The organism is Pedobacter segetis (assembly GCF_016623585.1).
GTDB lineage: Bacteria > Bacteroidota > Bacteroidia > Sphingobacteriales > Sphingobacteriaceae > Pseudopedobacter > Pseudopedobacter segetis.
In genome coordinates, this window is record NZ_JAEHFY010000010.1 from 12,020 (window position 1) to 27,755 (window position 15,736).

General features: G+C 35.8%; 14 protein-coding genes. 12 read left to right on the top strand and 2 right to left on the bottom strand.

Annotation, left to right across the window (positions count from 1 at the left end; genetic code table 11):
• Positions 1-11: 11 nt before the first annotated feature.
• Both I5M32_RS08140 and I5M32_RS08145 read left to right on the top strand, forming a co-directional pair.
• Entirely contained in the window at positions 12-977 is a 966-nt protein-coding gene (locus tag I5M32_RS08140; RefSeq protein ID WP_200585735.1) for a KpsF/GutQ family sugar-phosphate isomerase, read from the top strand.
• Between the two features lie 11 nt (positions 978-988).
• The gene (locus tag I5M32_RS08145; RefSeq protein WP_200585736.1) at positions 989-2,071 is read left to right on the top strand and encodes a mannose-1-phosphate guanylyltransferase; all 1,083 of its coding nucleotides are present in this window, start codon (positions 989-991) and stop codon (positions 2,069-2,071) included.
• 64 nt (positions 2,072-2,135) lie between these two features.
• On the opposite strand, the gene I5M32_RS08150 is transcribed toward I5M32_RS08145, so the two are convergent.
• Entirely contained in the window at positions 2,136-3,467 is a 1,332-nt protein-coding gene (locus I5M32_RS08150) for an NfeD family protein (RefSeq protein WP_200585737.1), read from the bottom strand.
• 18 nt (positions 3,468-3,485) lie between these two features.
• Here I5M32_RS08150 and I5M32_RS08155 point away from each other — a divergent pair, with 18 nt between their 5' ends.
• From I5M32_RS08155 to I5M32_RS08165, 3 genes are read left to right on the top strand one after another with little or no spacing between them, the layout of a single operon-like run.
• Entirely contained in the window at positions 3,486-4,235 is a 750-nt protein-coding gene (locus I5M32_RS08155; protein ID WP_200585738.1) for a DUF4905 domain-containing protein, read from the top strand.
• Positions 4,236-4,251: 16 nt separating this feature from the next.
• Positions 4,252-5,169 carry a DPBB and LysM peptidoglycan-binding domain-containing protein gene (locus I5M32_RS08160; protein ID WP_234461901.1) on the top strand — a complete coding sequence of 306 codons (918 nt, stop codon included), beginning with the start codon at positions 4,252-4,254 and terminating at the stop codon, positions 5,167-5,169.
• Positions 5,159-5,797 (top strand): uridine kinase family protein, encoded by a 639-nt coding sequence (locus tag I5M32_RS08165; RefSeq protein ID WP_200585739.1) that lies wholly within the window; start codon positions 5,159-5,161, stop codon positions 5,795-5,797. Before I5M32_RS08160 ends, I5M32_RS08165 begins: the two co-directional genes overlap by 11 nt.
• Here I5M32_RS08165 and I5M32_RS08170 read toward each other — a convergent pair.
• On the bottom strand, positions 5,794-7,251 hold the full coding sequence (locus I5M32_RS08170; RefSeq protein WP_200585740.1) for a DUF2079 domain-containing protein: 1,458 nt from the start codon (positions 7,249-7,251) through the stop codon (positions 5,794-5,796). The genes I5M32_RS08165 and I5M32_RS08170 overlap by 4 nt on opposite strands.
• Before the next feature lie 189 nt (positions 7,252-7,440).
• Here I5M32_RS08170 and I5M32_RS08175 point away from each other — a divergent pair, with 189 nt between their 5' ends.
• From I5M32_RS08175 to I5M32_RS08205, 7 genes are all read left to right on the top strand, one after another.
• Positions 7,441-8,145, top strand: coding sequence for a DUF4290 domain-containing protein (locus I5M32_RS08175; RefSeq protein ID WP_200585741.1), 705 nt, complete (start codon positions 7,441-7,443; stop codon positions 8,143-8,145).
• Positions 8,146-8,334: 189 nt separating this feature from the next.
• Positions 8,335-9,639: a UDP-N-acetylglucosamine 1-carboxyvinyltransferase gene (gene murA / locus I5M32_RS08180; RefSeq protein ID WP_200585742.1), complete on the top strand. Its 1,305-nt coding sequence runs from the start codon at positions 8,335-8,337 to the stop codon at positions 9,637-9,639.
• Positions 9,640-9,812: 173 nt separating this feature from the next.
• Positions 9,813-10,634 (top strand): DUF547 domain-containing protein, encoded by an 822-nt coding sequence (locus I5M32_RS08185; protein ID WP_200585743.1) that lies wholly within the window; start codon positions 9,813-9,815, stop codon positions 10,632-10,634.
• A gap of 35 nt (positions 10,635-10,669) precedes the next feature.
• Positions 10,670-11,989 (top strand): NAD(P)/FAD-dependent oxidoreductase, encoded by a 1,320-nt coding sequence (locus I5M32_RS08190; RefSeq protein WP_200585744.1) that lies wholly within the window; start codon positions 10,670-10,672, stop codon positions 11,987-11,989.
• Positions 11,990-12,013: 24 nt separating this feature from the next.
• Positions 12,014-13,552: a 4Fe-4S binding protein gene (locus I5M32_RS08195; protein WP_200585745.1), complete on the top strand. Its 1,539-nt coding sequence runs from the start codon at positions 12,014-12,016 to the stop codon at positions 13,550-13,552.
• On the top strand, positions 13,552-14,256 hold the full coding sequence (locus tag I5M32_RS08200; protein ID WP_200585746.1) for a glycosyltransferase family 2 protein: 705 nt from the start codon (positions 13,552-13,554) through the stop codon (positions 14,254-14,256). The genes I5M32_RS08195 and I5M32_RS08200 overlap by 1 nt, the downstream gene beginning before the upstream one ends.
• A gap of 16 nt (positions 14,257-14,272) precedes the next feature.
• Complete coding sequence (locus I5M32_RS08205) at positions 14,273-15,730, top strand: cellulose synthase family protein (RefSeq protein ID WP_200585747.1); 1,458 nt, start codon at positions 14,273-14,275, stop codon at positions 15,728-15,730.
• Positions 15,731-15,736: the final 6 nt, after the last annotated feature.

A 15,736-nucleotide genomic window follows, 5' to 3' on the forward strand; every position in this document is an offset into this window, starting at 1 on the left:
ACTTTTACAATTTGAAATCAGTCCAAGAAATTTTAGAGGTCGCCAAAAATACAATTCTAATAGAGGCAAGTGCTTTAAAGCAACTTCTAGAGCAATTAAAGCCTGATTTTGCTCATCTAATTATAGAGATATTAAACTTAAAAGGTAGGGTAATTATTACGGGTGTTGGAAAAAGTGCCATAATAGCCCAAAAAATAGTAGCAACCTTTAATTCCACGGGTACACCAGCTATTTTTATGCATGCTGCGGATGCCATACATGGCGATTTAGGCATTATACAAAAAGACGACCTTGTTTTATGTTTATCCAAGAGCGGCAATACATCAGAAATAAAAGTTCTAATTCCGCTGCTTAAGCAAGGGAAAAATAAATTGGCCTGTATTGTGGGCGATACCACATCATACCTGGCAAAACAAGCCGATTATGTTATTGATGCCAGCGTAAAGACTGAGGCTTGCCCTAATAATCTGGCACCAACCACAAGCACTACCGCCCAGTTGGCTTTAGGCGATGCTTTGGCAGTTTGTTTGCTAGATTGCAGGGCATTTACAAAAGAAGATTTTGCGAAATACCATCCGGGGGGCGCATTGGGCAAGAAACTATATTTAAAAGTTGGAGATTTAAGTGCCCTAAATGAAAAACCGCAGATCGGCTTAACCGCAAACATCAGGGAGGTAATTTTAGAAATCACCAAAAAGCGGCTTGGTATTGTTGCCGTTTTAGACGATGAAAAGTTGGTTGGCGTGATTACCGATGGCGATTTAAGAAGGATGATGGAAAATTACCAATCTTTTGAAAGTTTGAAAGCCGCGGATATTTTAAGCAAAAACCCAAAAACAATAGACGCTAATGAGATGGCTGTTAACGCTTTAACATTAATGAAAAAACACAACATTACACAACTATTGGTAAAAAGAGATAAAATGTACGATGGAGTTGTACATTTGCATGATTTATTGAAAGAAGGAATAATATAAAAACCAATATAATGAACAACAATTATGCTTTGATTATGGCCGGCGGAATTGGGAGCAGATTTTGGCCTGTTAGCCGCACCACTTACCCCAAACAGTTTTTAGATGTTTTAGGTACTGGCAAAAGCTTAATTCAGAATACTTTTGAAAGGTTTAAAAAAATTATTCCTATTGAAAACATCTACATACTAACCAATGAGAATTATTTTGATTTGGTAAAAGATCAACTGCCAGAATTAACAGATAACCAAATAATTGGAGAACCAATTATGAGGAATACCGCACCATGTATAGCCTATGGTTGCTATAAAATTAGGCAGTTAGATAAAGATGCCCAAATTGTTGTTGCGCCATCAGACCATTTAATTTTAGAAACAGAAAACTTTCTAAACATTATTAGCCACGCTTTGGTTGCCAGCAAAGAACATAAATGCTTGATCACTTTGGGTATTAAACCATCTAGGCCCGATACGGGTTATGGGTATATCCAATATGCAGAAAACACCATAACAGACAATTTGCATAAGGTTAAAACTTTTACAGAAAAACCATCCTTAGAAATTGCCAAAACCTTTTTAGAAAGTGGCGATTTCTTATGGAACTCTGGGATTTTTGTGTGGAGCGTAAGCGAGATCATCAAAGCTTTTGATGCCCATTTGCCAGATATGAGCGAGATTTTTAGGAATGGGAAATCCCATTATAACTCAAGATCAGAAAAAGAATTTATCCAAACAGCTTTTCAAAAATGCACCAATATTTCTATAGATTACGGAATTATGGAAAAAGCGGATAACGTTTACGTAATGCCCTCAGAATTTGGCTGGAGCGATCTAGGTACCTGGGCCTCTGTTTATGATCTGGCCGATAAAGATTATGTTGGCAATGCGGTAATCAACCCCGATAAGGCCATCATGTATAATTCTTCTAATTGCATGGTTAACGTACCTAGCGATAAATTAGTTGTTTTGAACGGGTTGCATGATTTTATTGTAGTAGAATCTAACAATACTTTAATGATCTGCCCCAGAAGTGAAGAACAACACGTTAAACAGGTTGTTGCAGACGTAAAGCATAAATTTGGGACTAAGTACATTTAGCTTTAAGGTGGAAGGTTAAAGGTGGAAGGTTAAGGGTGGAAGGTTAAAGGTTTCCATTTTGTTTTTAGGCTTTTCTAACCACCAAGTTATAATTCTCTATTTTAGAAATCAAGATGTCTGTTCCATGTTCTATGTAGCCGTCATCAGATACGGCATCAAACCATTCGCCATCAATATCAATCCTACCAGAAGGCCGTAGGTCTGTTTTGGCAAAACCCCTTTTACCCAACAGTTCTATCCTTGGCTTTTTTACTTGATAACCTTGGTTAGATTGTTGTTCATCGCTTAAGACCAACCTTTTAAAAGCACTGGTTTTTAAAATGTTGCCACCAAATATCACCGATAATGCAATGGCAGCGATCATAGATATAAGAACGATTAAAAAAGCTTGGGTAATACGCTGGTCTCCGCTGAAACTTAAATCGAAGAAATTGTTTAAGATTAGGCTCATTGCCAAACCTATAACCATAAATATGATTCCCAAAATGCCAAATATCCCAAATCCGGGTATTAAAAATATCTCCAATATCAATAAAACAATACCGGCAACAAACAGTAAAATTTCCCAATTTGCTGCTAGCCCTTCTATGTAAAGCGGTGCAAAAAACAATAAAGAAGCCACTATGGCAACTAAAAGCGCAAAACCTATCCCGGGAGATTGTAGTTCAAAATAAATCCCGCCGATTATAAAAATTATCAATACGCTGCTTACCGCAGGGTTAGTTAAAAAACCAATAATGAAATCTGTTGTTGTTGGATGGTATTGGGTAATCTGGGCATCGGAAATCCCTTCTTTAACTAAAACATCATTTATAGAAACCGCCTCTCCATTACAAAAACCATTTGCAATAGCTTCGTTAGTGGTTAATGTTAAAACTTTGCCTTTCTCACTAATGTTCTCTACCTCAACATCTGGGTCCACAAAGGCTTCGGCTATTTTTGGGTCACGGCCTTTGGCCTGGGCCGTTGTACGCATAAGGCCACGCATATAAGATTGATATTTTTCTGGCAAAACCTCCCCGTTTCCGTTTACCACGCTTGCTGCGCCGATACTTGCGCCCCTAACCATATAAATTTTATCGCAAGCAATAGAAATCAGCGCCCCGGCAGAAGCCGCATTATTATCTATATAAACAATGGTCTTTAATTTACTGTTAAGAATTTTAGTGCGGATAGAATCGGCATAATCCAGCATCCCGCCATAAGTATTCATATCTATAACCATAACAGAAGCACCGCTTTGCTTTGCCGCCTCAAAAGCTTTTTTGGTTGATCGCCAAGCAGCAGGATTGATTTCTTCTTTTAAATTTAGCTGATAAACCTTAGTTTGCGCCAAAAGATGGCTGCCGTAAAAGCATATCAATAAAAACAGGGCAACATTTTTAGTTATTTTCATAATCTGTTCAAAAAAAGAATGATTTCCAATAAATATACATCAAAGCATTTACACTCTAACAAAGAGAAACAAATTATATGGAAAATCTTATTAGATGATGATGAAGGGACATTGGTTTGGGAAAGTAGGGACAAAGATAAAAGAGTTTGTTTTAACGCTTATGATTTTAAACAAGGTAAGTACCTTTTACAAGATTTCTCTTTTGAAGAACAATGGTTTTTGAGCGCACAATCTGTTAAAAACAATATACTTTATCTATCAGGGTTTGAAAACGAGTTTGCTCCCGTTCAAAAAGGGATAATCGCTTTTGATCTAATTTCTAAGCGCAATCTGTGGCAAAATTTTAGTATTGCAGTTCAGCAATTTGCCCAAGATGGTTTGGTTGTTTTTGACGCTAAAATAGCTCCAAGAAAATTCAGGTTAATAGATTATAATACCGGGAATGCTATTAATGATCTGGACATAAACACCTTACCGCTTTTAAAAAATTTAGCTAACGATATTCTTTTACCGCAAATATTTAATGAAAACAAAGATTGGGAAACGCTGCACCAACTCAAATATGATGATCTAGAAATTCTAGCGGGTTATCGAGCCAAAGAGGGCACATTTGATCAATATATTCTCATCAAGAAAAACAACGAAATTATTTTTGAAGATATACTTAACAAAGCCATACAAAAGAAGGCTTTTGATACGTTCTTTATCTGGCAAAACAAACTGATTTATATTAAAAACAAATCGGAAATTGTGAGTTATTTAGTATAATTGCAAAATTTTTAAAATGAATAAAAATCATTTCATGAATTATAAAACACTCCTTTTTATTTTATTTTCTTTCTCTATTTTTTGTGCAAAAGCTAATTCCCTAACAGATTCTATTGGGGTAGAAAACCTTAATGGCAAAAAATTGATTTTGCACAAAGTGGAGCCCAAAGAAACTTATTATTCTATTGGCAGAAGATACGGCATTAGCCCACAAGTTATAATGGAATACAATAAAAGCGTGGCCTTGCATCCTTCTGATATTATAAAAGTACCAACCCAAACCCCGTTTACAAATCCGCCAACTTCTTTTTCCTCTCCTCCAAAAAAAGAAAATGAACCTGTAAAAAAAGAAATTAACCATAAGGTTGCCCAAGGGGAAACATTGTACGGTATTGCCAGTAAATATAACATGAGGGTTGATGATCTTAAATTATTGAACGGCTTAAAAAACAATAGCCTAAGCGTTGGGCAAACCTTAAAAGTTGTAGCCAACGATAAAGTGAGCCTTACCCAAGAAGTTGCCATAAATGATAAAGGAAAGCCAGAAGTGGCTACAGACAATAAACCCATTAAATCTGATAAAATAAAATATTTAGATTCTGTTGATTCTCAAAACACCTTAGAGATACCAAAAAATAGGTACGGGATTACCGAAATGAACGATAAAGGATTAGCCGTTTGGATCGATGACAATAATTTAGATGCCACCAAAAGTTATGCTTTGCACCGCACAGCACCAGTTGGAACGATAATAAAAATAACCAACCCAATGACCAATAGAAGCGTATTTGCAAAGGTTGTAGGCAGGTTTACAGAAAACGAAACCACAAAAGATGTGATTATTGTAGTTACAAAAGCTACCGCAGAGGCCATTGGCGCATTAGACAAAAGATTTTTAGTGAACATAACCTTCGGCTTACCGAATGAAAATTGATAAACCTTACGTTTTAGGAGTTGCCGGAGGAAGTGGTTCTGGAAAAACTTTTTTTTTAAACTGTTTCTTAAACCATTTTACCCCTGAAGAGGTTTGTTTGGTTTCCCAAGATGATTATTACATACAAATGGGAGAAATGACACCAGAACAAAACCGCCTACATAATTTTGACTTACCCACTTGCATAGAAGTTAACCAGTTTGAAAAAGATGTTTATGATCTTTTAAACCATAAAACAGTTCATAAAAAAGAATATACTTTTAACAATCCGAACGCTATCCCCAAGATGATGGAGATCAAACCTGCCCCAATTTTAATTTTAGAAGGTCTTTTTATCTATCATTATGAAAAAATAGACGCTATTTTTGATAGTAGGATATTTATTGATGCCGCTGCCGAAATTGCCTTAGAGAGAAGGTTAAAGAGAGATCTTTTAGAAAGGGGCTATTCTGAGGACGATGTGATGTATAAGTGGGATAACCACGTGATCCCAGCATATAACCGCTTCTTATTGCCACATCGTAACCGTTGCGATAAAATTATAGAAAACTCTACAAACGAACTAAGGCATATATTAGATATTACTGATGAGATTTCTACCGATTTGAAAGCAAAGCTTAACCTTTAATTTTCTTTGGCTTTAAATATAATCATATCTTTTTGATCGGATATTACCTTAAATAAACCACTTTTTTTAAGTAGATCTATTTTCTGTTGGTGCGCTTCTTCTGAAATTGGCCAAGTACTCCTATTGTTTTTGATTATTGCGATGTATTTAGCATCTTTTATAATCGGGAAATGATATAGATAACGTCTTTGAAATAAGTAAGGCGATAAACAAGAACTAGCACTTACTTTTGCATCAATAGGTATTAATTTTAAACTTTGTTTAACACTTCCCAAATCTAGGCCCGGTTTAAAATGCACAGGCTTATAAAACGAAGAATTAGCTTTATAATCATACTCTCCCAAACTAAAGTTTAAAGATGCAAAAGTACAAACTGCAGTTAATGCACAGCAAGCAAGCGCAAGCCTTTCCCTAATCAAAAAATTTGTTTTGTTTAAACCAAAAATCAGCACCATGCTCAACAATGGCACAAATTCTATGCTGTATTGATGATATATCCCAAATAAACCGCTATCATTAGAAAGAAACTTTAAGGCTAATGGTACTAAAAAAATAAATATAAACAGCGGGTTTTTATAGATCAAAAAGCATCCAGAGAAAAACAAAAACAGCAAGAAAATTATTTTTTGAATGGCGAAACTCTTGTCTTTAAGATTGGTAAATAAACCTTCTACAATTATTTTGGGGTGTTTGATTAAATTCAAAAACACCTCTGCTAAAGAACCGCCTAAATGCGAGTACCTGCCAAACTGTAAATTCTGAGCAGTATTTTGCAAACTTGGCATCACAAAGTTTATAACTAACAAACTATAAACCAAGGCGGCAAATGCAACCAATAATGCAATCTTATTTAAGTGTTTGTTATGTTTAAACTGATAGATTATAAAGATCAACAACACTGTAAAAAGCCAAATGCCAAAAGTTTCCATACACATAACCATTAATAAACTGGCAATAATTAGCAAATAGTTTTTCTTTTGAAATAAAAACAAGGTTAACCAAGGCACCATCATAGATCCAATTACGTTATTATGGAAATCAAACGCTAGTGCCGAGTAAATTCCCCAAATCAGATAAAAATGGATAAGGCAATAATTTGCCAAGGTTTTATTGTTGTTTAAAAACAGTAAGCTCAGTTTATAGATGGGAACCCCGGCGAGGGAAATGGCTAATATTTGGATGAGAGTTGGCGTAAGGTGCCCAAAAATCAAGAAAAAAGGATAATATAAATAGATAATTGGACTAAAATGCGTTGCTAAAAAAGGCATATCTTTCCCATCGATACCCAAAGTAAACAAGGGATTTTGCAAGTTACCTAATTGGTAAAGTGCCTGGTTGATCATCCCTAGATCAAAAAATGTCCTTAAACTATAATGGTTTACGATCGCGATCAAACAGAATAAGAAGAAAAACAATAAGCTAATTATCAGTTTTTTATCCTTTAATAGAACCATAGTTTAAGTTCATTTAATTTTAATAGCTAAAAAAGAATGTTAAATTTACTCGTAAAAGTAGCAGTAGTTTTTACTTTTTAAATTATTATAGATAATATAATCGTTAAAACCCCCAAGGTTTATTAAATTTGTTGCCTAATTGCCAAACAGGTTTATGGCTTTCCTTAAAAAAGCAATTAAAATTCTAAAATGATCAATAATACAACAGAAACTTTTGATTATAACACCTCAAGAGAAAAGCTGATTTTAGCCGAATACGGCCGAAATGTGCAAAATATGGTAGAGTATATTGTTGCTTTGCCCACCAAGGAAGAACGCAATAGATACGCCCAAGTGGTAATAGATATGATGGGTTTCTTAAACCCACATTTGAGGGATGTACCAGATTTTAAGCACAAACTCTGGGACCACCTACAGATCATCTCTAAATTTAAGATAGATGTAGATTCCCCTTATCCATCGCCCACCAACGAAGAGATGAACTTTAAGCCGGAGGCATTATCTTATCCGCAAAAGCGCATAAAGTTTAAGCACTACGGGCATACTGTTGAGCTAATGATTAAAAGAGCTAAAGAAATTACCGAAGCAGACAAAAGACAGCACATGGTAAACTCTATCGCCAATTTTATGAAAATGGCTTATACTCTGTGGAATAAAGATCACGTAGCAGATGATCAGATAATCTCTGATTTAAGAGAATTATCTGACGGTGGCCTAGATCTTTCTGAAGTAGTTTTGAATAAGGTAGAGGTAAAGGCCCCGGTTAACACCAATACTGGCACCAGATCACAAAAGACCAACAACCGAGGAGGTTCTGGCGGCCGCCAAAACAACAACAACAAGGGCCGCCAAAAAAATTACACCACCAACGGTGGTAGCAGAAGGTCTAACTAAGTTTAGTCTTGTTTTGGATTTCTCATGATGATGTGTCATACTGAACTTGTTTCAGTATCTCATTTGCAGATTAAAAAGTAATATGAGAACCCATTTGATAGGATTCCGATTAGCCAGCCGGCTAACGGAATGACAAATTTTTGAGAAACCCTCTTTATTTTTAAACCAAGTGTAAAATCACCAAAAAATATGAACGCATTTGAGATTCGTGGAGGCAAACCCTTAAAAGGAGAGATCATCCCTCAAGGAGCAAAAAATGAAGCTTTACAGATATTATCAGCGGTTTTATTAACCAATGAAAAAATTACCATCAGCAATATCCCAGATATTAAAGATGTAAACAAATTGATAGAGCTTTTAGGTGATTTAGGTGTTGATGTAAAACGGGTATCCAAAGATACCTATGAGTTTCAAGCAGCAAATATCAATCTAGATTTCTTCCATTCACAAACCTTTAAGGCGAAGGGCGGTAGCTTAAGAGGATCTATTATGATCGTTGGCCCGCTTTTGGCCCGTTTTGGTAAAGCAGCCATCCCTAAACCTGGTGGGGATAAAATTGGCAGAAGGCGTTTGGATACGCACTTTCTGGGGTTTGAAAAATTAGGCGCAAAATTTATCTACAATGCCGAAACCGGTTTTTTTAACATTGATGCTACCCAATTAAAAGGCACATTTATTCTTTTAGATGAAGCATCTGTAACCGGAACGGCAAATATTGTAATGGCCGCTGTTTTAGCACAAGGTAAAACCACTATTTACAATGCCGCTTGCGAGCCATATCTGCAGCAGCTTTGTAAAATGTTGAACAGGATGGGTGCAAAAATAACCGGCATTGGCTCTAATTTACTAACTATTGAAGGGGTTAAAGAATTGGGCGGCACAGCGCATCGTTTATTGCCAGATATGATCGAGATTGGCTCTTTTATTGGCCTTGCGGCGATGACAGAATCGGAAATCACCATTAAAAACGTTTGTTATAACGAACTAGGAATTATCCCTGATACTTTTAGAAGATTGGGGATCCAGTTTGAGTTGCGTGGAGACGATATTTACATCCCATCTCAAAAAAGTTACGAAATTGATACTTTTATAGACGGTTCTATCTTAACCGTTGCAGATGCCCCTTGGCCGGGTTTTACGCCCGATCTGCTATCTATTATGTTAGTGGTTGCAACACAGGCAAAAGGTTCTGTTTTGATCCATCAGAAAATGTTTGAAAGCCGTTTGTTTTTTGTTGATAAACTGATCGATATGGGCGCACAGATCATTCTTTGCGACCCTCATAGGGCAACGGTAATAGGGTTAGATAAAAGGTATCAATTAAAAGGGATAGAAATGACCTCGCCAGATATTAGGGCGGGCGTTTCCTTATTGATCGCAGCGCTATCGGCATCAGGCAGAAGTACCATTTACAATATCGAACAGATTGAAAGGGGCTACCAAGATATTGATACACGGTTAAAAGCTTTAGGTGCAGATATTAGAAGGTTATAACTTTATTCCCCGCAAGGGGATTTTTTATTTAAAAGCTATTCTTGTGGCTCTAATTTTGATTTAAGATGTTATTTAACAAATAATTAAAAACCACACCTTAATTATCAACCAATCAAAACTTAATTAACTTTATCAACGTAAATAGTTTAAATATTTATAACAATATCAAAATCATGAAAAAATTCCAAAATATTATAGCGGGGTTATTTATAATCCTTATCTCTGCAAGTTGTACAAGCGGCACCCCAAAAAATCAAGCTAAATCCATAGATAACAGCCAAACTTCAGATACCAACCTAACTTCTTCGTCTAACCAATCATCAAACCCAGAAATGGCTAGCGTAGATCATTCTGCATTTGATAAATTGTTGAAGAAAAACGTTAGCAATGGAAAAGTGGATTACGGTGCTTTTGTTAAAGATAAAGCTGCGTTAGAAAGCTATATTACCTATTTAGGGAAGATTGATGCCGCTAAACTTTCTAAGAACGATCAAACAGCTTATTGGGTAAACGCATACAATGCCTCGGTTATCGATAAAATTGTAAGAAATTATCCTACAAAATCTATCGAAAATATTGATGGCGGAAAGGCTTTTGATGAAAAACTTCCTTTTAAATTTAACGGAGAATCTTTATCCCTAAACGATATTGAAAAGAAAAAATTAATGGGTAGCGATCTATTTGATGCAAGAATACACTTTGCGGTAAACTGTGCGGCTGTTTCTTGCCCAACATTACAAAACCTTGCCTATACCGGTGCTAACATACAAAGCTTCTTAACTTCTAACACAAAAGCGGCTTTAGCCAATCCCGCTTTTAATAAAATCTCAAAAGAAAAAGCTTCATTATCAAAACTTTTTGATTGGTATAAAGCTGATTTTGTTAAAGCAGAAGGAAGCGTAATTAATTTTGTGAACAAATATTCTAGCACAAAAATAGATAAAAACACAAAAATCGACTACTTGGAATATAATTGGGCATTAAACGGCAAATAACTTAAAAAAACCTTATCCATACCTCCAAACCTAAAATGAAAATTGTAATTATTGGCAACGGAATATCTGGTATAACAACTGCTAGGTATATCCGTAAACAAAGCGACCATGAGATTTTAGTTATCTCTGCAGAATCTGATCATTTTTTCTCTCGTACCGCCTTAATGTACATTTATATGGGGCACATGAAGTTTGAACATACCAAACCTTATGAAGACTGGTTTTGGGATAAAAATAGGATAGCCCTTAAAAATGCCTATATCCAAAAAATAGATTTCGACAATAAAAAACTTTTCAGTGATCGCGGGGAAGAGATCAGTTATGATAAATTAGTTCTCTCTACGGGATCGGTTAACAACAAATTTGATTGGCCCGGGCAGGATCTAAAAGGTGTGCAAGGTTTAATTACCAAGCAAGACGTAGAAATAATGGAAGAGAACACCAGGGGCGTTACAGATGCGGTGGTTGTTGGCGGTGGTTTGATAGGTATCGAAATGGCAGAGATGCTGCATTCGAGAAATATACACGTCAATTTTTTAGTTCGCGATGACCATTATTGGGGTGGTGTATTGCCCAAAGAAGAAGCAGAACTGGTTGGCAGGCATATCAAAGAACATGGCATGAACCTCATGTTAAGATCAGAGTTAAAAGAAATCATTTCAGATGATGATGGAAAAGTAAAAGCCATCATCACTAAAGATAACAAAGAAATTAAATGCGGCTTTGTGGCCTTAACGGCAGGTGTTAGCCCAAACATTTCTTTTTTGAAGGCTACCAAATTAGAAACCGATAGAGGCATTTTGGTAAACGAGTTTTTAGAAACCAACATCAAAGACGTGTATGCTTTGGGCGATTGTGCACAGTTTAAGAACCCAAAAGAAAACCACCCGCCCGTAGAGCAACTTTGGTACACGGGTAAAATGCAGGGAAGGGCCTTGGCAAATACCATTTGTGGCAATAAAACCGAATATGAAAGGGGGATCTGGTTTAATTCTGCCAAGTTCTTAGATATAGAATATCAAACTTATGGCCTTATGCTCAAAAAACCCTTTGATGATGAAGATACATTTTATTGGGAACATAAAAACGGTAAAATTTCTATGAGGGCAAATTTTGCTAAAGCTGATGGCAGTTTAAGGGGCTTTAACTTCTTTGGCATCAGGTTTAAACAAACCGTTGCCGATGATTGGATTAGGAATAATCAGGATATCTCTAAATGTATATCAAATTTAAATAAAGGTTTTTTTGACCCAGAATTTTACAAGAGCCATCATAAAGAAATAATAGAAAACTTTAATAACGCATATCCAAAGTTCAAAGCAAATATCCCTAAAAAAAGATTCTTTGTTTTTTAACATCGGCAGTTTAATTAAATACACATGAAAATAATCCGTAACACCGGCTTAAGCATATTCTTGATTTGCTTTGCAGTTTTTCTCTCTTTACCTTTTTTGGGAACCTATAAATTGACCGAAAAAACGTTCAAAGAGAATTTTACCGATGCGCAACAACAAAAGATCTTAGAACCCTCTTTAAAAAACTTGTTTGATAAAGAGTACGGTAATAACATTTCTTTTATTTCTGATTATAACAAAGCTTTTGATAATGCCAATAAAGAATTTAGGGAGAAAAAAGAATGGGATAAAGTAATTAATGATAGCCATGTTTTAAATATCGTGAAAGATAGCAGTGGGGGTTTTGTAAAAAACAACCTGGCCTTGCTGTTTATCATTTGCTTTTTGATCAGCTCTTTAGGCGGTTTGATGTACATGGTTCCCGCACTGTATCTAAAACCTGTAGCCGGTATCAAAAACAACCACATCTATCATCGTGGGATAACCAACAGGGGTATCATCGCTTTTCTTTTTGCGGCTTTTCTTATTGCCTTTTATATCTGCATTTACCAGCAACCTGCATATTTAAGTAATTGGATCTTGTTGGTAGATGGTTTAAGCACAACATTAACCGGCGCAGCTGCATCGCAATGGTTTTTATACGGGTTTTTATATTGTTTGGTAATGAGCGTGATGAGCGTAAGGATGTTTATCAAATACAGAAACAATAACTATGAAAAGTTAAGGACTTGCTCGGTATTGTTTTTTCAGATAGCCTTTGCTTTCATGATCCCAAATATTTTAACAAAGCTTCAATTGCCATCAATGGATTTTAAAAACATCTGGCCATTAGATTATACTTTCTTTTTTGATTATCATTTAACCCAGTTAACATCAAATGGGATGTTAGGCTATTGGATGCTAGGTTGGGGCATATTTTTGATTGTAGTTGGCGTACCCGTAATGGTTTATTTCTTTGGTAAAAGATGGTATTGCAGTTGGGTATGCGGTTGTGGAGGCTTGGCAGAAACTTTAGGGGATCCTTTCCGTCAGCTATCAGATAAATCTTTAAAAGCTTGGAAATTTGAAAGGATTATTGTCCATAGCGTACTGGTTTTTGCCGTAATAATGACCGCCGCCGTTTTATATACCTTTTTTACGGGATCTTCTAGTATTTTAGGCATCGATACCTATTCAATAAGACAAGCTTATGGTTTTGGGATAGGTTTTATGTTTGCTGGGGCAATCGGCACCGGTTTTTACCCGGTAATGGGGAGCAGGGTTTGGTGCAGGTTTGGCTGCCCTCTGGCGGCTTATCTAGGTATTGTTCAACGTTTTAAATCAAGATTTAGAATCACCACAAACGGAGGGCAATGTATCTCTTGCGGAAACTGTTCTACTTATTGCGAAATGGGAATTGATGTAAGGGCTTATGCTCAAAACGGAGAAAATATAATTAGATCGTCTTGCGTGGGTTGCGGCGTTTGCGCCGCAGTATGCCCAAGAGGAGTTTTAAAGTTAGAAAATTTAGCAGAAGAAGGAAGGTTTGATGCTTATGTTAGGCCAGAAGAGAAAGCATTTTAATGACTGTAAATTTAACCCCAAGACAGGTATATGTAATTATCCCTGCCTTTAATGAAGAGAAATCCATTGCTAAAGTCATTAACGACATTCCCAAAAATTTAGTTACTGAAATTATCGTTTGTAATAATAACTCAAGTGATAATACTGCCGCTGAAGCCAAAAATGCAGGCGCCACAACTATTGATGCTACCATTCCGGGATATGGAAATGCCTGTTTAAAGGGCATATCCTATTTAAAGGGCAAAGCAAAAAGTAAAGATATTGTTGTTTTTATCGATGGCGATTACTCGGATTATCCACAAGAAATAGTTGATGTTATATTACCGATACAACTTAATAGGGCAGATCTGGTAATAGGATCTAGGGCCCTTGGCGTAAAAGAAAAAGGATCAATGACATTGCCACAACGATTTGGCAACTGGCTAGCAACTAGATTAATTAAAATATTCTATGGTGTAAAATTTACAGATTTAGGCCCTTTTAGAGCTATATCTTGGGAAAACCTGGTACTTATAGGAATGAAGGATAGAACTTACGGGTGGACAGTTGAAATGCAAATTAAAGCAGCCAAACTTGATTTAAGGTGTATTGAAGTCCCTGTGAAATACAGAAAAAGAATTGGTATCAGTAAAATATCGGGAACTTTAAAAGGCGTAGTTTTGGCCGGCTATAAAATAATCTGGATGATATTTAAAAACTTGTAATTTTGCAATCCAAAAAATGATCTGGCAAATTTCAATATTAATACTTTATACCATCTCACTAATTATCATATTTATATTTAGTGTGGGGCAGGCATACCTTATATTTTCTTATTTAAGGGCAAAGAAAAAAACAGATGTGATCCCTGTTATGCCGCCTAAAATCCCAATTGTTACTATTCAACTTCCTCTTTACAATGAGTTATACGTGGTAGAAAGATTGATAAATGCTGTATGTAACCTAAATTACCCTAGCCATAAATTAGAGATACAGGTGTTAGATGATTCTGATGACCAATCATTGATCCAAACTGAAGGCATCATCAATAAAATGAAAACTTTGGGTTATGATATTTTGCACATCAAAAGGGAAAAGAACATAGGCTTTAAAGCCGGTGCTTTGCAGCATGGTATTAAAAGTGCAAAAGGAGAATTTATTGCTATTTTCGATGCGGATTTTTTACCTGAAGCAGATTTTTTACAGAAATTGATACCCTATTTCAACGCAACTCAAATTGGGATGGTGCAAAGCCGTTGGGGGCATATCAATCAAGATTATTCTTTACTAACAAAAATACAGGGTTTTGGTTTAGATGGGCATTTTACCGTTGAGCAAACCGGTAGAAATAAAGCCAACCTGTTTATGAACTTTAACGGTACTGCGGGCATTTGGCGCAAAGAATGTATAATTGATGCTGGCGGCTGGCAACATGATACCTTAACAGAAGATCTAGATTTAAGTTATAGGGCACAATTAAAGGGATGGGAGTTTATTTATGTAGAAAATGTGGTTACCCCAGCAGAGTTGCCCGTAGAGTCTAATGCCTTGCGCTCTCAACAGCATCGTTGGACCAAAGGCGCAATAGAAACTTCTAAGAAAATGATTAAAGAGATCTGGAAGGCAGATGTTGGGCTAAAAAAGAAAATTTTTGGTACCTTGCACCTAATGAATTCTTATGTATTCATATTTGTTTTTATTACCAGTATTTTAAGTGTACCCGTCCTAATCATCAAAAACAATCACGATATCAATCCTATATACTTCGATATGATGACTTTTTTCTTGTTGGGCTTTGTTATCGTTACCATATTTTACATAGTTGCCACTTCGTCTAAAAAAGAAAGCATAAAAACCTTTGCCAAACTATACCCAATGTTTTTATCTGTTTCTATGGCTTTAAGTTTTCATAATTCTGTGGCGGTTTTAGAAGGTTTATTTGGTTTTAAATCAGATTTTATAAGAACGCCTAAATTTAATATTACTAATTTAGATCAAAATTTTGAGCAGAATATTTACATCAAAAGGGCTTTGCCAAAAGCTTTCTTTGCCGAGTTCTTTTTAGTGTTATATTTTGCCTTAGGTTTATTCTTCGCTTTCTATTATAAAGACTTTGCCCTATTGCCATTTCATTTAATGCTTTTCACGGGCTTCTCTATCCTTACCTTTTACTCTTTTAAGCACAGCGTTGTTAGATAGATATTA

What these genes read in the sequence shown, in the direction of transcription:
- I5M32_RS08145 (WP_200585736.1), top strand. Translation starts at nt 989, where the DNA reads ATGAACAACAATTATGCTTTGATTATGGCCGGCGGAATTGGGAGCAGA.
- I5M32_RS08175 (WP_200585741.1), top strand. Translation starts at nt 7,441, where the DNA reads ATGATCAATAATACAACAGAAACTTTTGATTATAACACCTCAAGAGAA.
- murA (WP_200585742.1), top strand. Translation starts at nt 8,335, where the DNA reads ATGAACGCATTTGAGATTCGTGGAGGCAAACCCTTAAAAGGAGAGATC.
- I5M32_RS08205 (WP_200585747.1), top strand. Translation starts at nt 14,273, where the DNA reads ATGATCTGGCAAATTTCAATATTAATACTTTATACCATCTCACTAATT.
- I5M32_RS08190 (WP_200585744.1), top strand. Translation starts at nt 10,670, where the DNA reads ATGAAAATTGTAATTATTGGCAACGGAATATCTGGTATAACAACTGCT.
- I5M32_RS08160 (WP_234461901.1), top strand. Translation starts at nt 4,252, where the DNA reads ATGAATAAAAATCATTTCATGAATTATAAAACACTCCTTTTTATTTTA.
- I5M32_RS08165 (WP_200585739.1), top strand. Translation starts at nt 5,159, where the DNA reads ATGAAAATTGATAAACCTTACGTTTTAGGAGTTGCCGGAGGAAGTGGT.
- I5M32_RS08170 (WP_200585740.1), bottom strand. Translation starts at nt 7,251, where the DNA reads ATGGTTCTATTAAAGGATAAAAAACTGATAATTAGCTTATTGTTTTTC.
- I5M32_RS08155 (WP_200585738.1), top strand. Translation starts at nt 3,486, where the DNA reads ATGATTTCCAATAAATATACATCAAAGCATTTACACTCTAACAAAGAG.
- I5M32_RS08185 (WP_200585743.1), top strand. Translation starts at nt 9,813, where the DNA reads ATGAAAAAATTCCAAAATATTATAGCGGGGTTATTTATAATCCTTATC.
- I5M32_RS08200 (WP_200585746.1), top strand. Translation starts at nt 13,552, where the DNA reads ATGACTGTAAATTTAACCCCAAGACAGGTATATGTAATTATCCCTGCC.
- I5M32_RS08150 (WP_200585737.1), bottom strand. Translation starts at nt 3,467, where the DNA reads ATGAAAATAACTAAAAATGTTGCCCTGTTTTTATTGATATGCTTTTAC.
- I5M32_RS08195 (WP_200585745.1), top strand. Translation starts at nt 12,014, where the DNA reads ATGAAAATAATCCGTAACACCGGCTTAAGCATATTCTTGATTTGCTTT.